We start from the raw sequence: 20,342 nt of genomic DNA, 5'->3' as shown, positions 1-20,342 counted from the left end.
TTCCTCTGCGATATTGCAGAGGAGGTCATGGGTGAGCGTACAGAAGAGACAATCGGTGTTGGGACTGCGCATCTTAGCGCCGAAGCTGGAGAAGTTCTCAGATCGCCAGATTGAAGTGGCCCAGACTTGGGCTTTGCACTTTCAGATCTCACCTTCCCTCCTGACCTCGTTTATCGAGCACTACCTCAACTCTAATGTCCACTCCCGCTGCTGGTGTGTGGCTTGGGACAGTACCAATGCTCAAACGCGCCAGGTTCTGGCCAGGATCGGCAACCAGCTTCAGTACTTCGACGGCCAGCAATTAATGGCCTGCAAGATCGTAACTAAAGATCGCGTACATAAAAAAAAACCGTCCGTCCAAGTAGCCCAGCAGCTGGTGATGAGGTTTAAGGGACGTTGGTTTGCAGATGTGCTTCTGACATCGTTTTGCAAGTCGGCACGAGCGGCAGCAGTAGCGCTCGCGGTTGAGGATCTGGGTAGTTTTATTCGCAAAGGCTCGGATGCGTCTGTAAGCAACAATCGTTACTTCAACCCGCGCACGCAGTTTTACTTGAAACAGATCGGCAGCACGCTGAAGCAGTATTGCCAGTGCCTGGACCAGGAACTTCTATTCGCTATCCGTTCCGCGCAGTGCCCTTCCCCAAAGCTCTATAACTGGCTGGCTCAAGGCGACCGGACACGCCGAATGCAGGCGCTGAAAGCTCAACCGGTGCTGGTACCTCTCTTAGTTTTGGCCAACCAATGGCCTTGGCCATGGGACGAAGAGCAAAAGATTTTCCTGGAAAGCCCATGGGATGAACTTCAAGAATTTCGACCTATCTTGTGCGACGACGACTACTACGTGGAATCCAGGGAATGCCTAATGGGCCGCATCACGGACACTGGCCTCCCACTTATCGACATCTTGGCATGGCTCTTACAAGCTCCAAGAACATCAGTTCGGTACTTGGGCCAACAACGCGTTTTTGATACCGGCAGCGCATTGACGCGAATAAACCGTGAAGGTCCGGAAACTCCGTGGCATCGATTGCTGCTTGGAGCATCAATGGTCAACCGCCGCCCCTCGACCAAGACGCATTGGAAAACCTTTTTTGCATTGCTGGATAAGATTCCCTATCAACTTTTGGAGCAGACAAAAGACTGGAGCAGGTTGTTCTCAGGATGCCCGACAGAGTGGTCCAACCCTGATTGGCTTCAAATTGCCGATAGGCTGCAAGATCTGAATGATGTTTTTAATAGCGTTGATGAAAGCGACGGTCCCGACGCCCGTGACGCACTGCAAAAAATCAAAAGCTTCATAGGTACTGCTACCTATCACCAGATCGCCAACTTAGTGGATGGCTTTCACCTGGCACTGATAGACATACGTGAAGCTCTTGATGCCGCAGACCCCCAAACAAAAGCGGACTCTTCAACGCCCTGGAGGACGCTGCTTAATTCGAACGACACACTTCTCGTAAGCCCGAATGGGCTGCAAATTGTCGAGCTGAAATGCCCAGCGGACCTTGATGCAGAACATCGAGCGCTTGGCCATTGCATTGATGGTTACGACTACAGCGCTTATCGGGGCAACTGCCGTCTTTTTTCAGTACGCGAAATTGGGAAATCGTTGGCCTCTGCTGAAGTCCAACTGGATGAGAGTGCCTGGGGCGAAGCAGCGGCAAAATTGACTCCCAAACATCTCGTGACGACACAACTGAGAGGGCTCGGCAATCGCACACCTAAGTCGGGCTCAAAGGTTGACCGAGCTTATCAATGGTTTTGGGCAAAAATCAAATCGGGTGAACTCCAGATCAACCTGGAATGGCCCGACCACACACTATCCATGCCTCGCTATACAAATCGAAACCGGAAAACGCTGCATGCTCAAGCGTGCGCGGAATGGATCAACCTGCGTCTGAGCAGAACATGAGCCGTCCGCGCCTCATGAGCCGCCAGCAGGACCTGGTCGAAAAGGTGATCTTCGACGGCTATGACTTCGGGATCCTGCTGCAGTACGTCGAGGGGGCCAACCGCCTGTTTCTTGAGCGTGACGGTTTCTACATCCGCCGTGCAGAGCATCCTAAACATCGCTACTGGCGAATGCCCAAGGGTAAATTGCTGGATGACCTGGATCTGCTCTTCCACCGCCTGATGGAGTTGACCGAAAGTCGTTTCAACGAGAGCTGGCAAACCTTCTCTGCAAAGCTTGCAGCAGCGCAAAAATCACCAGACCGGCAAGCTTTCACCTGGGGTTTGACTTTCCGAATAGCTCCACTGGCTCAGGGGGGCATTCTGCTGTCGGGCGACTATCACCCTGGCGCCGTCGCTGTATCTCGGCGTATGCACGGTGTGTTCCTTGGCCAGTCCAAGTCTTGGCGCATTGATTCGACTGCCGAGTTGGTGCGCTCTAACCTCATCCTTGAGTTGGGGCTGTCCGAGGATCAGTTCGAGATCCTCGACACCGTACAGGAGCTGCTGACCGACGGATCGATTGTGTCCGCTGATGAAGTCACCCGCATCAGCCTAGGAGGTCCGCCGCAAGAGCGCGCAGCCCCAGTTGGGCATGAGGACGTCTCAACAGACGTATACCTTGCCGCTATTCCATCCATCGAGCGGACCGAGTTCACCAGTGAAGAAATCGATCAGGCTTTGACGGGGCACTCATTGCTGGACCATCAACCGGCAGGCATCCGGCATCTGCTGCAACGGACAAGCGCTTTACTTGCTGATGATATGGGCCTTGGGAAAACGCGTCAGGCTATCATCGCTGCCGCTATTCGAGCGGGGGACAGCCCCATCCTCGTCATCACCTTGTCGACTCTGATTATCAACTGGCAACGTGAAATCCAGATGGTGTATCCCGACGCCAGAATTGGCCAGCAGGTCTTTGATCACTCGTTGCAGTGGACAATCATTAACTACGAGCGCTTGGGCGACTATGTCCTTCAGGCAGGCCATTTTGAGGTGATGATCATCGATGAAGCTCACCGTCTGAAAGAGCCGACAGCCGCGTGGACGCGCCATGGCTTCGACATTGCCGCCAAGGTGCCCAATCGTTATTTGTTGACCGGTACACCCGTCCTGAATCGAGAGTCAGAACTTCACACGCTCCTGCGGCTTTCCGGCCATCCCGTTGGGAAGCTGTCACTCAAAGAATTCTGCGAACAGTTCGCCGGCAGTCCAGAGTTTCGCAAGAATCTTCGAGAGGCGATTGGCGACTGGATGCTTAGGCGCCGCAAAGACGTGCTCACGGAGCTCAAGGGTAAGCAACGGCAGACTTTGCCGGTAGAGCTGTCAGTCGAGGAACGTCGTGAATACGACCGGATACGCCTTGAAGACAGACCAAGTCTTGCCAGGCTTGGCTCGCTGCGCCAGTTACTGGAGCAGGTAAAGGTTCGGGTCGTCATGGAGCTGCTGTGCGAGCTGGATGTGGAAGACAAAGTCATCCTGTTCTGTGAGTTCAAGGACACGGTCGGCACTCTGCGTGCTGAGTGCGAGCAAGCCGGATACGGCTGCGTCACGGTGGTAGGGAGTGACTCCCTCGGTAAACGCCAAAAAGCGATCGACCGATTTCAAAGTGATCCTGACACCAGAGTGTTCGCTGCTACCACTTCTGCCGCCGGTACCGGAAATAATCTGACAGCTGCCAACTATGTCATGTTCCTGGGGCTGCCCTGGACGCCAGGACTACAGGATCAGGCTGAGGATAGAGCCTACCGAAATGGGCAGCTACGCATGGTTGTGGTGAAAATCCCTCTAGTGGAGAACACCATTGATCAGATGCTTTGGCAAATGCTGCTGGTTAAACGCCAACTGGCGAGTGACCTCATTGAGCCCGATGCAGCGGCCAACACTAGATCCGAACTGCTGACTTACTTGTAAGCAATTTAGTGGGCTTTTTCCAAGCCTGGATTCCACAATATTCTTGTGCAGAGTGTTTGGTTTAAGCACCCGCCTTTTGTGTAAAATTCGCAGGGATAGGAAAACGATTATGGGATAGTTATGAGAAGAACGGCTTTTCCAGTTAAGCTTTACATTCTAGTAAGCACCGCTCTCATTTGTGCGCTACTTGCGTACCTGAGCCGCTACGAGACACACCTCCCAATACGTGCCATTTTCAAGCTTGTTGGATTTGGCAATGCGAGCCTTGTTGAACACTTCACCACAGGTTTCGCGGTGCCAGCTGCATTTGTAGGGATAGTTCTATTTGCCACCCCCATTACAAATAAGCAACATTTCATAAAGTCGAAGATTCGAATATTGGCATTTGTGAAGTTTCGTCGATGGCTGACGACAAGGGTTCGCCCAAGTTACCTCACCCATTGGACGGGTGCTTTAGCATGTAGTTACGTACTGGTCTCCCTACAATGGGAAATGGGCCAGGTTGCAGCTCATGGTTTCTTCCAGAAGGATCAGTTCTGCATGGATCTTGGGGGAGCTTTAGCATTTTGCGTGAGCATGTGGGCTCTTCTTGAAAAGAACCGCAGACGCGCGAAAACAAACCGGTCATTTTCATCGGTGTGAGAAATCCCCCTACGAGCTAGCGATCGCTTAAAAACCTTGCGACGCAGTTCTCTATTTCCTGCTGCGCCGTCAATGACCGGCTGTCACTGTGCCTCCATTATCAAAGGGGGCCTTTCGGCACATGATCAGGCACTTCACCACACTCTCCCTTCTCGCGCTCGTCGCCAGTTGCGCAACCCACACGCCACAGACGCCTAAGCCGGCGTTTGATAGCAGCCGTAACCCGGACATGTTGACGCCGGACCTCTATCCCAGCGGCGTCGTGCCTGAAAAAGAGCCCGTCGTGCGCTACGGCCGTTACACCCTGGTCAGTACCTTGCCTGACTCGGGTCAGCGTGACCTGATGGCTCAGATCATTGACATCAGCATTCCTGCCAACATGCACCCCAATGTGCGCGATGCCATGCAGTACGTCGTGGATCGTTCAGGCTACACGCTGTGCTCGCCTGACACGGGTCATGTCAACATCCTTTACACGAGACCACTCCCAGCGGCCCAGTACAAGCTTGGGCCAATGACACTGCGCAACACGCTGCAAGTACTCGCGGGTCCGGCCTGGCAAGTGAAGGTGGACGAAGTGAATCGCCAGGTGTGTTACGTGCTGCGTCCCGGTTACCAGCTCCCGGAAACATCGCGCACTGCTCCAACCCAAGTGGCAGCCATCTCCGTACCTCCCACTCCATCGGCTGCAGCGACTCCGAAAAACACCACCAGCGGCGAAACGCCCAGCACCGTTGTGGTCGCCGCCGTACCCTCACCGGCGCCGATCAAAACCGCTACTGCAGCACCTGCAGCTGCAACCCCAGTATCTACCCCAGCAGTGCCCGCCAAGGAAGGCTCTATTACGACCTCTTCCGGGAAATCCACTTCGAGCCCGGCAGCCACATCCACGATCAACGCTTCTACCACTCAGCCTGCAAGCATTGGGAAGTCTGGAAACGTTGCCCCAAGTACCTCAGTCGCGCCAAAGCCTGCTCCCGCGGTGGTAACCGCACCAAAGCCGCTGGCCCAGATATGGACGGCGACCACTGGCTCAACACTTCGGCAAACCGTGGAAGCCTGGGCAGCAAGGGCCAAATGGACGCTGATCTGGAAGGTCGACGACTTGGATTACCCCATTGACGCCCCGCTTCGATTCGAAGGCAGCTTTGAAGAGGCAATCAAAGAGATCTTTCCGCTGTACGACTCAGCCCCTCGGTCATTCGTCGTGGACGGCAGCCCAGCACAGTTGGTGCTTTACATCGCAGAGAGGAAAAAATGATGACTGTACGCCTCTGGATTCGAGGCACAGCCTCATTACTGGTCATGGCTCTGATCAGCTCCTGCTCACTGCAGCGCGTGAATGAGTCGGCCAGCCGTGCCGAAAACGACGCAGCGACCGCCTCCCAATACAGCCGCTTCTTGCGTAATCAGCAACAAGAGCCGGCACGCGAAACCGTCGTTTTCAGTGACAAGCCATGGGTATCCAAACAACCCATGGTCGCCAAGCGCGGTTTGCCGCTGGCCATGGACTGCGAAATTACTTATCGCCCTTCATACAACGTTGGGATCGCAGAGGTCGCGAACTACATCACGAGCGAGTGTGGCGTTCCGGTCATCGTGGCTCCAGATGCGATCGATCCAAGTGTCCTATCCATTCGCAATCAAGGTAACGCAGGTTCCAATTCGCCTCCGGTTATGGCCTCGCCGGATAACCTGTCCAGTTTCATGCCAGCCGGTGTCATCGGCAACATGCCGAGCAACGGCCGATCTTCCGGTATGGATGGGCTCATTGCGCCTCGTACATTCCCAGTTAAGTACAGCGGCAAGCTTTCTGGTTTGTTGAATCAGGTGACCGCTCAACAGGGCCTGGCATGGAACTATTTGTCAGATGATCGCAGCGTGCACGTCACCTATTTCGATACCAAAACGTTCGATGTCTGGGCCTTTGGTGATGATCAAGTCATCGAAAGCACGGTGAAGTCCGGCCTGCTGACCTCAACAGGTAGCGGAAGCTCGGGTGGTGGTGGAGGATCTTCGTCATCAGGTGCATCGGGCGAGTCTGGTAGCAATCAGAGCACCACCGTCTCGATCAAGACATCACTGATCGGTGACATTGAAAAAAACGTCCAAGCGATGCTAAGCCAGCAGCCGCAGGGTCGTATGTTCCTTTCTCGATCAACAGGAACACTGACGGTAAACGACCGTCCTGCAGTCCTTTCCAACGTTTCGAAATACCTGAACTCGATCAACCGCAGCATCACGCGCCAGGTGCTGTTCAACGTCAAAGTCTTTGAAGTGACTCTCAGCGATAAGGATCAGAATGGTCTGGACTGGACCGCGGTCTATACCAACCTGAACAACAAGTGGGGCTTTTCTCTAAAAAATGCCACCACCGGGATTGGTGCCAACGCGGTCTCAGGCTCTCTGAGCATCTTGGACACCTCCAAGTCGCCCTGGGCGGGATCTAACTTGATCATAAAGGCACTGTCGGAGCAGGGCAGAATTTCAAATGTCCGCTCGCCGTCGGTGACTACGCTCAATCTGCAACCGGCCCCTATCCAGATCGGCAACGTGCAAAGCTACATCGCCTCGAGTTCGACTACCACGACGGCCTCTGTAGGATCGTCAACCTCACTGACTCCCGCGACGATCACCAGCGGTTTCAACATGATGTTGCTTCCTCGGATTATTGACCAGGACAACCTGCTGCTGATGATCACCCTGAGCATGAGCAGCAAACCCACCTTCACCCCCTTCACCAGCAATGGTTCCAGCGTCCAAACAGCCGACTACGACACCAAAAATCTGTCCCCCAAAGTCAAATTGCGAAGCGGCCAAACCTTGGTTCTGACGGGCTTTGAGGAGAACAGCGAAAACGCGACCAAATCCGGTGTCGGTGATCCTGGATTCTTCGGCCTGGGTGGTAGTCGCATCCGCAGCACGGAGCACAACGTGCTAGTCGTGCTGATTACACCTGTTGTCGATAGCGACACTGGAAGCCCTAGCGCTCTGAGTATTCCTGCCGCCAATGATCCGTGGGGCTCTTGCCCCAGCCCTTTGCTGCGTTGCAGCGCATTCAAGGGTTAAGTCATGGTCGCGGAAATCGCAAAAAGCACACGCTCTGCGCGGGTCCAGGTCCTGCAGCACAGAGGAAAATCGTTCGTCACAGGCCTACGCTGGCATCCATTGGGCAGCGTAACCGGCCACATGAAGGAAGCACGGCAGTACGGCCGTGAACACCAGTTAGATATCGTCGCCATTCGCAGAACACCGGCCATCATCCAGGCCGGTTTCGTTGCGCGCAGTGACGAAGTCACCAAGGGCATGTACTCGCTCGCAGCGACCCTGGCAGGCCAGTTGGGGGACTCGTGGATTGCGGCCTGGAGAACGGACGCTGACCTTGACCAATACGCCCTTGTCGCGGTGTTTCAAGGAGGCGTGATCTCTGGCTGCGACATGATCGGCACCGGTGCCGAGGTTCGTCGGAGAGTTGTTCAACAGCGCAGTCGGGGCATCCAGTTCAGCCAGGAGTATCTGCCTTCAGAATTTGAAATGGGTGGCCAACCACTGGACGTGGAAGAGCTACTGCAACCCTCGCACCTGAAACGCGAATACCGGCTTCGACCACTTGTCTTTGGGCTGTCCAAAGCAGAGTTGGTGCAACTGACGATTGTTGGTGCGCTGATCGCTGCCGGCATCATCGCGTGGGTTCAATGGCAGAGTCATCAGGACCGGATAGCCAAAGAAGCAGCTTTCCAGGCAGAACAACTTCGCCTGGCAGAGTTAGCCAGGCTGCAGCAAGAGTCTGGCGTGGAGCAGTTGCCTCAGGCTCTGGAGCACCCCTGGGCCAAACGCCCTTCGGTCACAGACTTCATTGAGGGATGCAGCAGCGGCATTTATCAGTCGCCCCTGTCCATTGAAGGCTGGTTGTTCACAAGTGCCGTCTGCGATGGTGCAAAGGTCTTGTCATCTTACAAACGCACGGGCAATAGCACGGCCGATGAACTGATACAGGCAACTCAGGGCCACTATGCTGATCGGCCGGTCTTCTTTGACGACGGCAACTCGGCCACGTTGAAACTCGACATTTCCTTGCCAGCAGCCGGTGATGAACCGTTAAAAGAAGCCATCGTCATGCTGGCGAATTTGTCTTCCTGGCTGCACAGCTTCGGCCAAAGCCCCGTTTTGAAGGAGGTGCCGGTCGTAGTGCCCATCCAGCCGGCACTACCTGGTCAGCCTGCTCCACCACCCCCACCACCGCCTCAGTGGAAGCAATTCGAGCTGCGCTACACCACAGGTATTACACCAATCGACTCTTTATCCGGCGCTCCAAGTCAGGGGCTTCGTCTTTCAGAAATCAAAGCTGATTACAAAGCCGACCATCTTGAATGGTCAGTTATAGGTGACCTTTATGCGAAGTAAAATTCAGCAGTTTTTCTGCCTGGTTATTGCTGCCGGATCCTCTATTGGCTGGGCAGCGGAAAACGGTGTCTTCGGTGTCAACGTAGGTGAGCTGGCCATCGTTCAAAGTCAGACGATCCTCCTCAAAGCGCAGGCGGAAAGGGCTCAGGCTCAGCGGTCAATCAATGGCGATGACAACCATTCAAACGCTCAGTCTCCAGCCTCATTCGTCCCTCAAGGCCTCCTCCCACCCCCTATTACCGCCACACGCGCCACTGATACCCAGCAAGAACTGCCGGTCGTCAAAGCCATATTTGGCTCCGCAAGGCGGCTTCGTGCCAAGTTGCTCTACAGCAGCGGATTTGAAGTGGACGCAGACGCCTCCTCGCGGGAACTCCCAGGAGGCTACCGCGTGGCGAAGCTCACCCTGGACAGCGTGACACTGGAACGTGAAGGCAAGCGCTTCCCCCTCGGGTTTTCCAATGTTCCACCGGGAAGCGCCTCAAGTAGTAGCAACCCAGTCTCCAGCAACATCCCGTCAGCCACCACGCTGCCCGGGTTTATCCAAGGACAGCGATGAGGTTCGAGCCAATGACGACTTTGACTGAAATACAAACTGAAGCGGAACCAGTTCTCGATGAGGCCGCTGCAGCGCTGCTGAACTCGCATCAGCAATTGCTCACTGCGCCTGGCGGATCGTTCGAGCTGAAACCGGAGTTACGTCAGCTGTGCGCACTGACCAACGATGGAATCCTTTATGTGTCCGCCCAGCATCAAACCGATCCCTATGTCATGGCTTTCGAGGATGAGTTAGAACACAAAAATCATCAGTTTGCAGTCAAGGTCTGCTCGATGAGCACGATCAAGGCGCTCTACCAGGCGAATGACGACGCCAATGGCAGAGCCCTCTCGACTACCGAGACCAAACGCCAGGCGCAGGTGGTACAACTGCTAGACAAGGCACATCGGGATAATGCAAGCGATGTTCACTTTGTGGTGGGCCACGACATCACCAAGATCTTCTTTCGCATCCACGGGCTGTTGTGGGAGGCCGAGCAGCATCAAAGTCAGGTGGGCCTTGAGCTCTGCTCATCCCTCTACAACAGCATGTGTGATGTTGCGAAAGACCACTACCAGCCACAAGTCAGCCAGGACGCACGTATCAAACGATCCTACGTGGATCAACTTGGTCTGTTTGGTGCCCGGGTTGCCACCAGGCCCCTCGTAGAGGGGCCTTTAATGGTTCTGCGTCTGCTGTATGACGACAAAACCAAAATGACCCTTGAGGCTCTCGGTTTTCTCCTCGAGCAAATTGAGGCGTTTAGCCGTATCCGCAGCTTTCCTTATGGCGTGAACTTGGTCACCGGCCCCACAGGATCCGGCAAATCCAAGACTCAGCAGGTCAACCTGAACCTGCTCTATGAAGAGTGCGGTGGCACAAAACACATTTTGACCATGGAGGATCCGCCCGAATATCCAATCATGGCCAACCAGTCCCCTTTAGGCGCAGGAGAAACCTGGAGCGACGGCATCACCAACTCGATGCGACTCGATCCGGACGTCCTGATGTATGGGGAAATCAGAGACCTTGCCTCGGCCCAAGCGGCTTTCCGCGGCGGGATGACTGGGCACCTGGTGTCTTCCACTTTGCACACCAATAACGCGGTGGCGGCGCTTCAGCGGCTAATCGACATGGGGGTAGACCGCTACCTTGTGACAGATCCCGCGCTAATGACCAGCATCGTCAATCAGTCCTTGCTTCCCGTGCTGTGCCACCACTGTCATGTACCTGCCGCAGCTCACCTGGACCAGCTCAACGGTGCATTGGTGCAACGCCTGCGCGGCCTGGACGCGGTCGACCTGACCTACCTCAAAGGTCCTGGATGCCCACACTGCAAAGGTTTGGGCGTCGTTGATCGTACAGTAGCCGCGGAGGCGCTCATCACCGACAACAATTTCATGCACATTTTTAATAAAAAAGGCGCCAGTGCAGCACGTCGTTACTGGGTGAAGGAAATGGGCGGCATCACCAAAACTGCCCACACAGTCCTCAAGCTCAAACAAGGTTTGGTAGATCCACGTCACGCCGAAATGATGGTGGGGCCGTTGGACTTTGACCGGCAAACCCTGGAGCTCGCCCATGCTGAGTGACGTCAGAGCGGTGCTAAACCGCTGGGCAGATACCTTCTACGCCAAACAGTTCGGCAAAAACGAGCGAATTCAATTCTATGAAAGCCTTATGGGCATACACGGGGATGGCGTTTCACTTGAAGATGCCCTGAATACTGTTGCGCGAGCTTTCAGTGATAACGGCCAAAAACGGCATCCCGTATCGATTGCCTGTCGTGAAATCGCGCAATTGGTCAAAGGAGGAAAGTCGTTCAGCGTGTCATGCGAAGGCTGGGTGCCTTATGACGAAAACTCTTTGATCGCTTCCGGGGAAGAAACCGGCAACCTGGTGCAGGCCTTTAGGGATTGCGTGAGGATTATTGAAGTACGCCAGAGGATCGGCAAGCTGGTGGCCTCAGCCACGGTTTACCCTTCGGTGGTGTGGAGCGTTATGGCAGCGCTGCTGTATGTGATCGCCGCGTGGATGGTGCCTTCAATGACAAAGCGCTCCAATCCCGATGCTTGGACAGGTGTGCCGGCGTTTCTCTACGCCCTATCTAATTTCGTGACCCACTACGGACTGGTGACCCTGATCGCGGTCGTCATCTTCATCCTCGTATCGATCTTCACCCTGCCGGTGTTTTGCGGGCTTCAGATCACGGCCGCCAGCCCGTCATGGAAGCTACAGTTGAATAAATTGCTCCAGGTCCTGAGAGTCCGAGCAGAGCGCCTTCCCCCGTGGTCGGTCTACAAGGCGCTTCACGGTTCCATCTTTTTGCTCAACATGGCCGTGATGTTGCGCTCAGGCATCAACCAGCTCGACGCATTGAAGTCGCTGCAGCGCAACGCATCTCCATGGCTCAAGGAACGGTTGAGCGCCATTCATTACGGTGTCAGTGCCGGCAAAAACTTCGGTACCGCCTTGAAACTTGCTGGCCATGAATTTCCAGACCCCATGTCCATGCAGTTTCTTGAAGTGCTCGCCACCCGCAAAGGCTTCGCCGAATCGATGGAAAGGTTTTCCAACCGCTGGCTGGAGCAAACGCTCCAGCGTGTCGAGGCCATCGCGAAGTCGCTTATTGGGGTGTCCTCGATGGCCATGGGAATCATGATGATTCTGGTGGTGATCGGCATCTTCCAGTTGGCCGGCAATGTGACTGAAACCCTTAAATAAACCCAAATGAGGTCGTAAAGATGAGAACTAATACCCGCCAAAACCAACGCGGATTTCTTTCCTTGGACGGGATGTTCTGGCTGATGCTGATTGCCGTGGCACTCGGTTTTATCGTGTTCATGGGGTACAGGACATTCGGTAGCTCGGACGTCACCATTGAACAGAGCAACCTGGGCACTTTGCTGAGCAATACCAAAAGGCTGAAAAGCACAACAGGGTATGCAACAGCCGGTACCAACTTGGCCCCGTCCTTGATCAACCTGGAGGCCACAGGCGGTATGAGCATTAACGGCAACGCCTTATCCAACCGTTGGAACGGAGCCGTTACTGTGACCAGCAACGGCATGACCTTCACCATCACCGAATCCAATCTTCCGAAGAATGCCTGCATCACGCTTGCGTCCAACATGGCCAAAGACAAACAGACCACAACGGCGATCAACGGTGGTACTGCCAATGCCGGCGAAATCACAGCGGTGGCCGCTGCGACTAGTTGCTCTTCGGATGCCAACACCATCGCCTGGACCTCGTACTAAGGAGTCCTGTGTGAGCGTGATCTCCGAAGCAGAATTCGTCGACCTGTACCTAGGTGACGATTATGCCGATGCCAAAGGCCTACCGGGACAGGCGCGAAGGGTTGAAGCACCCGTCGAGTGGCGGACAGCGCTTGACCGCTTACGTGTGCAATGTGACGCGAAATACGCTGAGACAAAGGATCCTGAGTTCGCTCTGATTGAAGATGGAGTAGTCCTTCGCGTCACACAGCTGCTGGACTTGAACGGCAAGCCCGTTTTCGTCCTGAGCAAATCATCGGTTCAGATCCGTCCCTTGGACATGTTGGGCTTGCCTGATTACCTCCAGGACGAACTGATGAGTGAAACAGTCCGTGGCCTGATTTTTATCTGCGGCGAAATGGACTCTGGGAAAACCTCCAGCGCGGCCTCGCTGGTAAAAGCGCGTCTTGAAACCTGGGGGGGAATCTGTGTCGCTGTAGAGGATCCACCGGAACCCTATTTGAACGGTCAACACGGTAATGGACGCTGTATCCAGGTTCCAGTCTCACGCAGGATGGGCGGCTACGAGGAAGCATTGATATTGGCGTTGCGCACCCGAGCCGATTTGTTGTTTGTCGGTGAAATTCGCGACAGTGCAACCGCCGCACAAGTCATCCAGGCATCAATCAACGGGCATCTAATTATTTGCACCGGCCATGCCGGTAGCGTCACTCAAGGTATTGAGCGTATAGCAGCCCTAGCGCAGCCCCTGCTGAGTAACGCCCGTGAATTACTTTCCAAAGGGCTTGTAGCGGTCATTCACCAGGCTTTGTCGACGGGCAGTGAGGGCAGTCGTCGATTGACCCTGCAGAGCCTGCTCTTCACGGGAGCTGACAGTGCCAGTATTCGAGAGAAAGTCCATGCGGGGAAGATCACACTGCTGGAACAAGATATCGCTCACCAATCCTCAAGGAGCCTCTGGAATGACCAGTAAGAATAAACAGCGAGGCTTCTTAAGCCTGGATATGGCAATCGGATTGCTCGTATTTGGTGTCGTTGTGACCTTGGCGATGGTTTGGCAAATCAAACAAATGGATGGCCAGGACTATCGAATTGCGGCCGATCAGCAGCGAACTATTTCAGAGGCCCAGGCCAAGTACTTGAAGGACAATTTCAACGTAGTGCTCGCTAACGCGTCGGCGACCGTGCCAGTGCAAATTACGGTGCCGATGCTCATCAGTACCAACTACCTGCCAGCGGGTTTCAGCTCTACCAATGTTTTCGGGCAGACCATTCTGGGCCTGGCCCGAAAACCCAACCCCAATCAGCTAGAAGCGATTGTGGTCACCACGGGCGGACAGACGCTTCCGGAAATGGGTGTGCGTGCCATTGCTGAAAACCTTGGAGGACCTGGTGGTTTCATATCTACAACCAACCCTAACGTCGTTCAAGGCATCCGCGGTGGCTGGCAAGTCGCGCTCAGTAATTACTCCATTGCGCCTGGGCCAGGCCACACTGCCAGTGCACTGTTTCTCATGGACGGCGCCTTGGCCAACGATTACTTGTATCGAAATGCTGTGCCAAATCATCCTGAACTCAACACGATGAATACTGACCTTGGTATGGGCAACCACAACATTAATAATGCAGGGAGCATCTCCGCCTCTGGCAACGTTACGACTGGAGCCGACGTGACAGCTCGCAACGTCACAGCCACCGCGAATGTGAACGCGGCGACCGCGAACGTCACGGGCGAAACGTACACGGGTGGATGGTTCAGAACTCGGGGCGACACTGGCTGGTACAGCGAAAAATGGGGAGGTGGTATCTATCAGAACAGCCCCGATTGGGTCCAGGTGTACAACGACAAAAACTTCTCAACCGGCGGCCAGCTCTGGGGTGGGAAGATCACTTCAACCGGCAGAATAACGGCCTACGATCGAATCGCTACCAACGAATTCATCTCCGTCGGGGGGCTTGCTACAGAAGGTTCCGCCTGCAGCGATCGCACGCTCATTGCAAAGAGTGCAGTGGGAATAGTGCTCTCTTGTCAGAACGCCGTATGGAAAGGTGTAGGCGGCGCAGGCAGATGGGGCGGTTCATTTTGGACAGCCACGCACACGGCTGGCGGCTGCCCAGGGCCAAATCCATATACAGGTTCATGCAGTTGTCCTGTCGGTTACAAAGCAAATAATCAGTTTGCCGTTGCCATCGGAGGCTGCAATCCGTGCGTGTCTTATTCTTGCTACAAAGATGAATGAGAACATTGCATGCCTGTTTTGCTGTCCTTCGCAAGCGTAGAGATCACCAGATATGACACTTCAATGGGCTGTTTTGATGATTCTGATCATTGCCACGGGGATCTTGATGGAAACCCAGCAACAGGCCCAAACCGCCTCGGACTTCGCCTCAGTTGATTCACTTGGACGGAACTTTCTTGTTTACCGATCGGCAGCCGCCGGGTTTGCGCAGTCCAATCCTGGCTTCTCTGGAAAGCCTGACGACACTGCACTGAACCTACCGATGTGGTATGTGAAACCGCTCGGTATTGAGGCCTACATCAATGCCGGAACAACCTACACCTTTTACAACGGCACGGCGCCGGCAGGGATGCCATCGACGCTGGTCGATCTGACTCAGTCGACTTCCGTTGGTGTAAATCGCTCGGGAGTGCTTGTCTCCCCGAAAGCTGGAGTGACCGGTATCCCCATTCCATCTGTAATACCTGACGGTGCCGTCACTGCAGTGAACTGATCAAAGCCCAGGTCAACACTGGCTATGTTGCATATCGCCCAGCCTAACAACATAATGCACGCCACAACGTTTCCACCCCGTTGGCTACTGGCGGTCATCAGTAGCGCCCGGAGATGCGGTTCGCCTCATCTCCATCCCCAAAGCACGCTGAGCTCCGGGAAGGGCGTGCGGATCTGGTTCAAAGCTCTCCCTGTGTCTCCCTGTTCAAGCCAGACACGCAGCCGTCTAACTCGTGAATTGCGAGTTCAAAGGCACATAGGGCTTTGATGAGGTTCGAAGCACAGTAATCTCAGGGCCACACTGGTGTTGTGGCCCACATTTTTTAAAGCTCACACAAAGGGTAGCCTGATGATCTTGCGAAGGATTATCAGCCTACCCTTTGGTAGCTGCTTTTCCCTGCCGGTGGCCCGCCGGCGAAACGCAGGGCTCCCTTTGTGCGCGGATGCGTGCCTTATGTTTGCTGGCCTCAGCCACGATAATCGGCCAGGTGTAGGAAGTGAGACGTTCAGATCACAGCCCAGGGATCGATGACGCCTTTATCCCGCACAGGTGGTATTTTTTTCTGAAAGACGCTTAGTACTACATCCGAGAGTGACTGTTGACCCAGCTACTCTCGGTAGCTTCTCCTGCAAAATTCGATCTGCTTTGACCTCCCCGAAATATCCCTCCCCGCTTGACACATCACTATCCCCCCTTCGATGATATGGACGTGTTTTGCTGACGTCGTCAGCATCATGCCCAGGCAACCAGGATCTTTAAGATTGCGACACGTCAATCGTGTTGATTCGCCCAAGACCGCTGAGCTTCTGGTAGCGCGGTCGGTCGACAAACGTCGATAGAAGCACCTTATGCTACTCACCTCGCGGGGAATCACTTCCCCGACAGGGCCAGTGTTTTCTCCGCATCTCAACCTGCAGGAGAATCACCATGTCCAAACTCACTTATAACTTCGGTTTCGCACTCGGCGTTGTTGCCCGAGAGTTTTTGCGTGCCATGAAGAAGTCGAACATACGTCCAGCAGATAAGCCGCAGGCGAAGTCTCACGGGCAGCTTCCACCACCCTGCGTTTCTGACAGCATGGTGCGTGAAATGGATCACTTGCCAGCCATGGTCCGTGCCAAAGGTGTAGATCTGAATCTTTGGTACAAGGCTAATACTCGTGAGGTCGAAAAGCCGGTGCGCAAACCGCGTTCCCGTGGCAAGGCTCAACAGCTGACACCTGTTGCTTGCTAAACCTCTCCTCATTCACCCCAGCAGGGAACCCTCCCGCTGGGGAGGCTTCTCTGAAATTCTTCACATGGAGCTTGACAACCAGCAATAGGATTTTTCATGCTGTACCCATGTATAGCTGACGTCGTCAGCAACATGCCCATGTAGTCTGGATCCGCAAGACTACGATGCGGTTTACCGCATTGATCCACTCCCAAGATCGCCATAGCTTCCGGTAGCGCGATCAGTCGACTTTGTCGATGGAAGCACCTTTCCCACCCATGACGGGCCTTTCCCGTCAGGGCAGGCCTCTCAATTTTTGGAGGTCTGATGAAAACCGAACTGGCTCTCTACCAAGCGCTGATTTCGATCAACGTTCCGGAACAGAAAGCAAACGCTGTCATTGATGCTCTGGAGACCGACATGCTCACGCTACTCGCCACTAAAGCTGATGTGACCGCTCTTCGCGCTGAAATTGCTCAGCTTGAAGTCAAACTCACAATACGCATGGGTGTCATGTTGTCAGCTGCCGTTGGTGTGCTGATTGCGTCCATGAAGTTCATGCACTAAGCAAACCCTTTTGCTCTACCCACCCTCGCGGGGAATACTTTCCCCCAAGGGCGAAGTGTTTCTCCGCTTTCTGCTATTTCGAAATTGGAGAATCACCATGAGCACTACTCAAACCAACGACACCAAGTTTTTCGACCTGCACACCACTGGTATTGGTTACCTCAACCGTATCCGTGAAGTGAAACCTCGCGGCAAGGGCAAGCCATTCATGGCTGTCACCGTTGCTGCATTACGCGGTTCGTCTGACGACACCGAGTACTCCTACATCGACTGCAATGTCGTTGGCGCTGAAGCTGAAAAGCTGATTCGTCGTAGCCAGGCCGCTGTTGATGCAGGAAAGAAGGTCCTTGTGAGCTTCCGTATCGGTGACATCTGGACCGACTGCTTTATCTATGAAAAGGGCGATAAGAAGGGTCAACCTGGAGCCAGCCTCAAAGGACGTCTTCTTTTTATCGGCTGGATCAAGGTCGATGGCGATACTGTCTACCAAGCCAAACCGAAAGACTCTGCTGAGCCCCTGGCAAACCAGGAAGGTAACGCTGATGACAATTCGGAAGATGGTCAACAACAGCCTGACGCGCAAATGCGTCAGTCCGCATGATTGAGAACAAGGCATCCCTCGGGGTGCCTTTCAATTCTGATATTTCGAAGGGAACACCTCCCTTCGGGATAGGTGATTTCCGTACCAAGGAGATTCATCATGATGCACTACACCCCGCGCTTGGAGCTGTTGATCGAGATCGGTCTACTTGCGGCTCAAGCTCATATGTACACCGAGTTAGATAAACAACTTCCAATCGAAACAGCCCTCGATTCACAGGATGGCCCAAGATACTTTGAGTCTGAATCCCTTTGGGATGAAGCGTCATTCAAGATCAGTATCCTGGCAGAGATAGACGTCCTTACGGGTATCACTCCGAAAGCCAACCCAATGCTGTCGGAATTCGGGCTGCTCGAAGAGTACTGGAAAGCTCGCAGTCGTATTGATCTGCGTCCAGATCCAGACGATTTCGACGATTGCTAACGACCTTAAACACTTACTGCTTCTCGCACTAACTCTCAAACGTCCAAATCACACCCTACGGGAAATCACCTCCCGTACGGGCCAGGTGATTTCTCACCTGGAGTTCACCATGCAAAATACCAATAACCTCGTGTCGTCTGACTTGCTCAAACTCCCGGTCGTTCTAACGCCTCGGGCCTGGCAAGAAGCGGTGCATATTGAAAACCCACAGGATGTATCTGTTATCAGTGAGCGACTGGGCAATGTTGTCCTGGAGGCCTACCGAGAGCTGAATCTGCAACCTGACAGTGATCTGATCCATTTCGGCCTTTATCGGCTGCTGCCCGACGGCAACAGCACAGATCGAGTTTGGTTGGACCTGAAAATTGACAGAATTGAATCGCCACCTGGCGCTTTCTACCTCTACATCTCACTCAAAGAAGAAATGCACACTTCTTGCCCATAACCGCGTTGACACTCACAGCCCCCCAAGCCCGACATTAGTCGGGCTTTTTTCATTCATAGCAGAGTGGAGCTGCGCATGATCAACATCCCAGGCCAATTGGCCATTCGTACCATCAGCGGCCGCAACGGCGAGTTCAACGTCGGACGGCTATCCACCTCAATCGGCGAGTTCGTTATAAAAGACGCGCTTCTCGACCAATACGATGAAGGAAAATACAGAGGCGATTTCCTCATCACTGAAATACGCCCCTCGTACTACTCAACCGCTGGACGGTTAGTGGTTGAGATCCGGGCCAAGCTCGAAAGCATGAGTCTCGACGACGTGGACAACTTGACGGCGGAAGACGCTGCCAAGCTTTCACCGAGCGAGCCAGATCCTATAGATGAAGAGTCGTCTTCAACTCCAACAAAGCCTGCGCGACAGCGCAAAACGCCGACCACCGTAACGGCGGTAAGCGACGTCGACAAATCGTCATCACAAGAGGACGCCCCTTTTGGGATGCCAATACCCAGTTCGAAGAACACCACAGAGCAAGACGCGATTCTGTTTGGCACGATCTGGCCATTGAAGGATGCGGTCAAACTTGACACCACCGTTGACCGGCAGCGCCTGCGTCAGCAATGCACTCGCCTCGGCGAGCTTGGCTATGTGCTGGACTTCAAGCAACAAACCTGGAACTGCCAATCTCCCACCTTGCGGGAGCTCCACCACCAAGGAAGCACATTATGAATCCTATTTTCTCAGACATCGGTGAGCACATCCTGCTGACCGTCGAAGACCAACTGACCAATAACGAAGTGTCCGATGATGACGAAATGCGCGAGCACTTCACCGAAATCGGACTGACAGAAACGCAAGCGAACGCTGCCCTACAACTGCGCCCCCTGTACCGGGTAAACCTCTACATGATTGGTCAATCGCCGTTGTTCCAAGGCGACACGACCACAAGCTTCGATCCACACACCCGCTCTTTCAAGCGCGATCGATAACCCACCAACCATTAACCCCGAGGGGCAGTGTCCTGCCCCTCGGGGGCGGGGCCGCCCTCCGATCCGGAGGATGCTCAATGTCCACCCCTTCTCTCACACGGCTGTATCAGGTTGACGAATGTCCTGACCTTTACGTCGATGCTTTCGTCTGTGATGAACAACGCAACCTAGTGTTTTTCTCGACTTGGGGCCGTGACACGGCACTGCAGGAGTTCTTGGCCAGACTGACCCTCGGCGCCGCGAAAAACGGTCTGGACCAGTTTCATATCGTCGTTGACGGCCGGAGTCTTCCTGTCTTCCCCAACGTCGACCTGCTGGAAAAACGAACCACCCGGCAATTCCGCGGGACGTTATTCGGCAGCCTGGTACACCTCTGGCTGTTCGACCGGCGCTGCGCGCAGCCCGACCGGGCCAACCACTTCTCCTACGCCCTTCTACAGGACGGGCAATCGTCTCATCAAAAGCTATGGCCCCTGGTAATGGACACATGCCCATTACCGCTGCTACCGCATTGGCATAACCAAGTGATGGAAGTGCTCACCCAACACGACATGTTGCAGCCCCTACCCGGATCGTTAGGCGCTATCTCGGCCTGGCGTTTGTCGCTGCAGCTCGACGTTCTTGAACCCGCCCTGGGCGATTTGATTCGCCAAGGGCATCTCTCAACCCACGCTCACTTTTGAGC

The 20,342-nt window shown here is 54.4% G+C and carries 20 protein-coding genes; all 20 read left to right on the top strand.

The genetic code is table 11. The annotated features are described in order from the left end of the window. The first annotated feature begins 31 nt into the window (after positions 1-31). The 20 genes from IH404_RS05190 (at position 32) to IH404_RS05095 (ending at position 20,340) form a co-directional block, all read left to right on the top strand. On the top strand, positions 32-1,912 hold the full coding sequence (locus IH404_RS05190; protein WP_194440098.1) for a hypothetical protein: 1,881 nt from the start codon (positions 32-34) through the stop codon (positions 1,910-1,912). Beyond that, the gene (locus IH404_RS05185) at positions 1,909-3,864 is read left to right on the top strand and encodes a DEAD/DEAH box helicase (RefSeq protein WP_194440097.1); all 1,956 of its coding nucleotides are present in this window, start codon (positions 1,909-1,911) and stop codon (positions 3,862-3,864) included. The genes IH404_RS05190 and IH404_RS05185 overlap by 4 nt, the downstream gene beginning before the upstream one ends. A 763-nt stretch (positions 3,865-4,627) precedes the next feature. Next, on the top strand, positions 4,628-5,767 hold the full coding sequence (locus IH404_RS05180; RefSeq protein ID WP_194440096.1) for a TcpQ domain-containing protein: 1,140 nt from the start codon (positions 4,628-4,630) through the stop codon (positions 5,765-5,767). Beyond that, positions 5,767-7,575 carry a PilN family type IVB pilus formation outer membrane protein gene (locus IH404_RS05175; protein WP_194440095.1) on the top strand — a complete coding sequence of 603 codons (1,809 nt, stop codon included), beginning with the start codon at positions 5,767-5,769 and terminating at the stop codon, positions 7,573-7,575. The genes IH404_RS05180 and IH404_RS05175 overlap by 1 nt, the downstream gene beginning before the upstream one ends. A 3-nt stretch (positions 7,576-7,578) precedes the next feature. Further along, positions 7,579-8,910, top strand: coding sequence for a type 4b pilus protein PilO2 (pilO2, locus tag IH404_RS05170; protein WP_194440094.1), 1,332 nt, complete (start codon positions 7,579-7,581; stop codon positions 8,908-8,910). Then, positions 8,900-9,469: a type IV pilus biogenesis protein PilP gene (gene pilP, locus IH404_RS05165; protein WP_194440093.1), complete on the top strand. Its 570-nt coding sequence runs from the start codon at positions 8,900-8,902 to the stop codon at positions 9,467-9,469. Before pilO2 ends, pilP begins: the two co-directional genes overlap by 11 nt. 11 nt (positions 9,470-9,480) lie before the next feature. Continuing rightward, a complete protein-coding gene (locus IH404_RS05160; protein WP_194440092.1) occupies positions 9,481-11,040 on the top strand; it encodes an ATPase, T2SS/T4P/T4SS family in 1,560 nt (519 codons plus the stop codon). Beyond that, positions 11,030-12,172 carry a type II secretion system F family protein gene (locus IH404_RS05155; RefSeq protein WP_194440091.1) on the top strand — a complete coding sequence of 381 codons (1,143 nt, stop codon included), beginning with the start codon at positions 11,030-11,032 and terminating at the stop codon, positions 12,170-12,172. Before IH404_RS05160 ends, IH404_RS05155 begins: the two co-directional genes overlap by 11 nt. A 71-nt stretch (positions 12,173-12,243) precedes the next feature. After that, positions 12,244-12,708 (top strand): type 4 pilus major pilin, encoded by a 465-nt coding sequence (locus IH404_RS05150; RefSeq protein WP_242462666.1) that lies wholly within the window; start codon positions 12,244-12,246, stop codon positions 12,706-12,708. A 10-nt stretch (positions 12,709-12,718) separates the two neighbouring features. Continuing rightward, entirely contained in the window at positions 12,719-13,660 is a 942-nt protein-coding gene (locus IH404_RS05145) for an ATPase, T2SS/T4P/T4SS family (RefSeq protein ID WP_194440089.1), read from the top strand. Then, complete coding sequence (pilV, locus tag IH404_RS05140; RefSeq protein WP_194440088.1) at positions 13,650-14,927, top strand: shufflon system plasmid conjugative transfer pilus tip adhesin PilV; 1,278 nt, start codon at positions 13,650-13,652, stop codon at positions 14,925-14,927. Before IH404_RS05145 ends, pilV begins: the two co-directional genes overlap by 11 nt. 76 nt (positions 14,928-15,003) lie before the next feature. Continuing rightward, entirely contained in the window at positions 15,004-15,420 is a 417-nt protein-coding gene (pilM, locus tag IH404_RS05135) for a type IV pilus biogenesis protein PilM (RefSeq protein ID WP_242462644.1), read from the top strand. Between the two features lie 927 nt (positions 15,421-16,347). Then, the gene (locus IH404_RS05130) at positions 16,348-16,653 is read left to right on the top strand and encodes a hypothetical protein (RefSeq protein ID WP_020302990.1); all 306 of its coding nucleotides are present in this window, start codon (positions 16,348-16,350) and stop codon (positions 16,651-16,653) included. Between the two features lie 306 nt (positions 16,654-16,959). After that, complete coding sequence (locus IH404_RS05125) at positions 16,960-17,199, top strand: hypothetical protein (RefSeq protein WP_154950963.1); 240 nt, start codon at positions 16,960-16,962, stop codon at positions 17,197-17,199. A 97-nt stretch (positions 17,200-17,296) separates the two neighbouring features. After that, positions 17,297-17,800 carry an STY4534 family ICE replication protein gene (locus IH404_RS05120; protein WP_194440086.1) on the top strand — a complete coding sequence of 168 codons (504 nt, stop codon included), beginning with the start codon at positions 17,297-17,299 and terminating at the stop codon, positions 17,798-17,800. 99 nt (positions 17,801-17,899) lie between these two features. Further along, positions 17,900-18,223 (top strand): hypothetical protein, encoded by a 324-nt coding sequence (locus IH404_RS05115; RefSeq protein ID WP_194440085.1) that lies wholly within the window; start codon positions 17,900-17,902, stop codon positions 18,221-18,223. A gap of 109 nt (positions 18,224-18,332) precedes the next feature. Next, complete coding sequence (locus IH404_RS05110) at positions 18,333-18,668, top strand: hypothetical protein (RefSeq protein WP_154950969.1); 336 nt, start codon at positions 18,333-18,335, stop codon at positions 18,666-18,668. 75 nt (positions 18,669-18,743) lie between these two features. Further along, positions 18,744-19,397, top strand: coding sequence for a DUF3275 family protein (locus tag IH404_RS05105; protein WP_194440084.1), 654 nt, complete (start codon positions 18,744-18,746; stop codon positions 19,395-19,397). Beyond that, positions 19,394-19,657, top strand: coding sequence for a hypothetical protein (locus IH404_RS05100; RefSeq protein WP_044275417.1), 264 nt, complete (start codon positions 19,394-19,396; stop codon positions 19,655-19,657). The genes IH404_RS05105 and IH404_RS05100 overlap by 4 nt, the downstream gene beginning before the upstream one ends. A gap of 77 nt (positions 19,658-19,734) precedes the next feature. Then, positions 19,735-20,340: a hypothetical protein gene (locus tag IH404_RS05095; RefSeq protein WP_194440083.1), complete on the top strand. Its 606-nt coding sequence runs from the start codon at positions 19,735-19,737 to the stop codon at positions 20,338-20,340. Positions 20,341-20,342: the final 2 nt, after the last annotated feature.

This window comes from Pseudomonas sp. OST1909 (assembly GCF_015277575.1).
In the GTDB taxonomy this organism is placed as follows: Bacteria; Pseudomonadota; Gammaproteobacteria; order Pseudomonadales; family Pseudomonadaceae; genus Aquipseudomonas; species Aquipseudomonas synxantha_A.
This window is presented reverse-complemented; position numbering and strand designations above follow the sequence as displayed.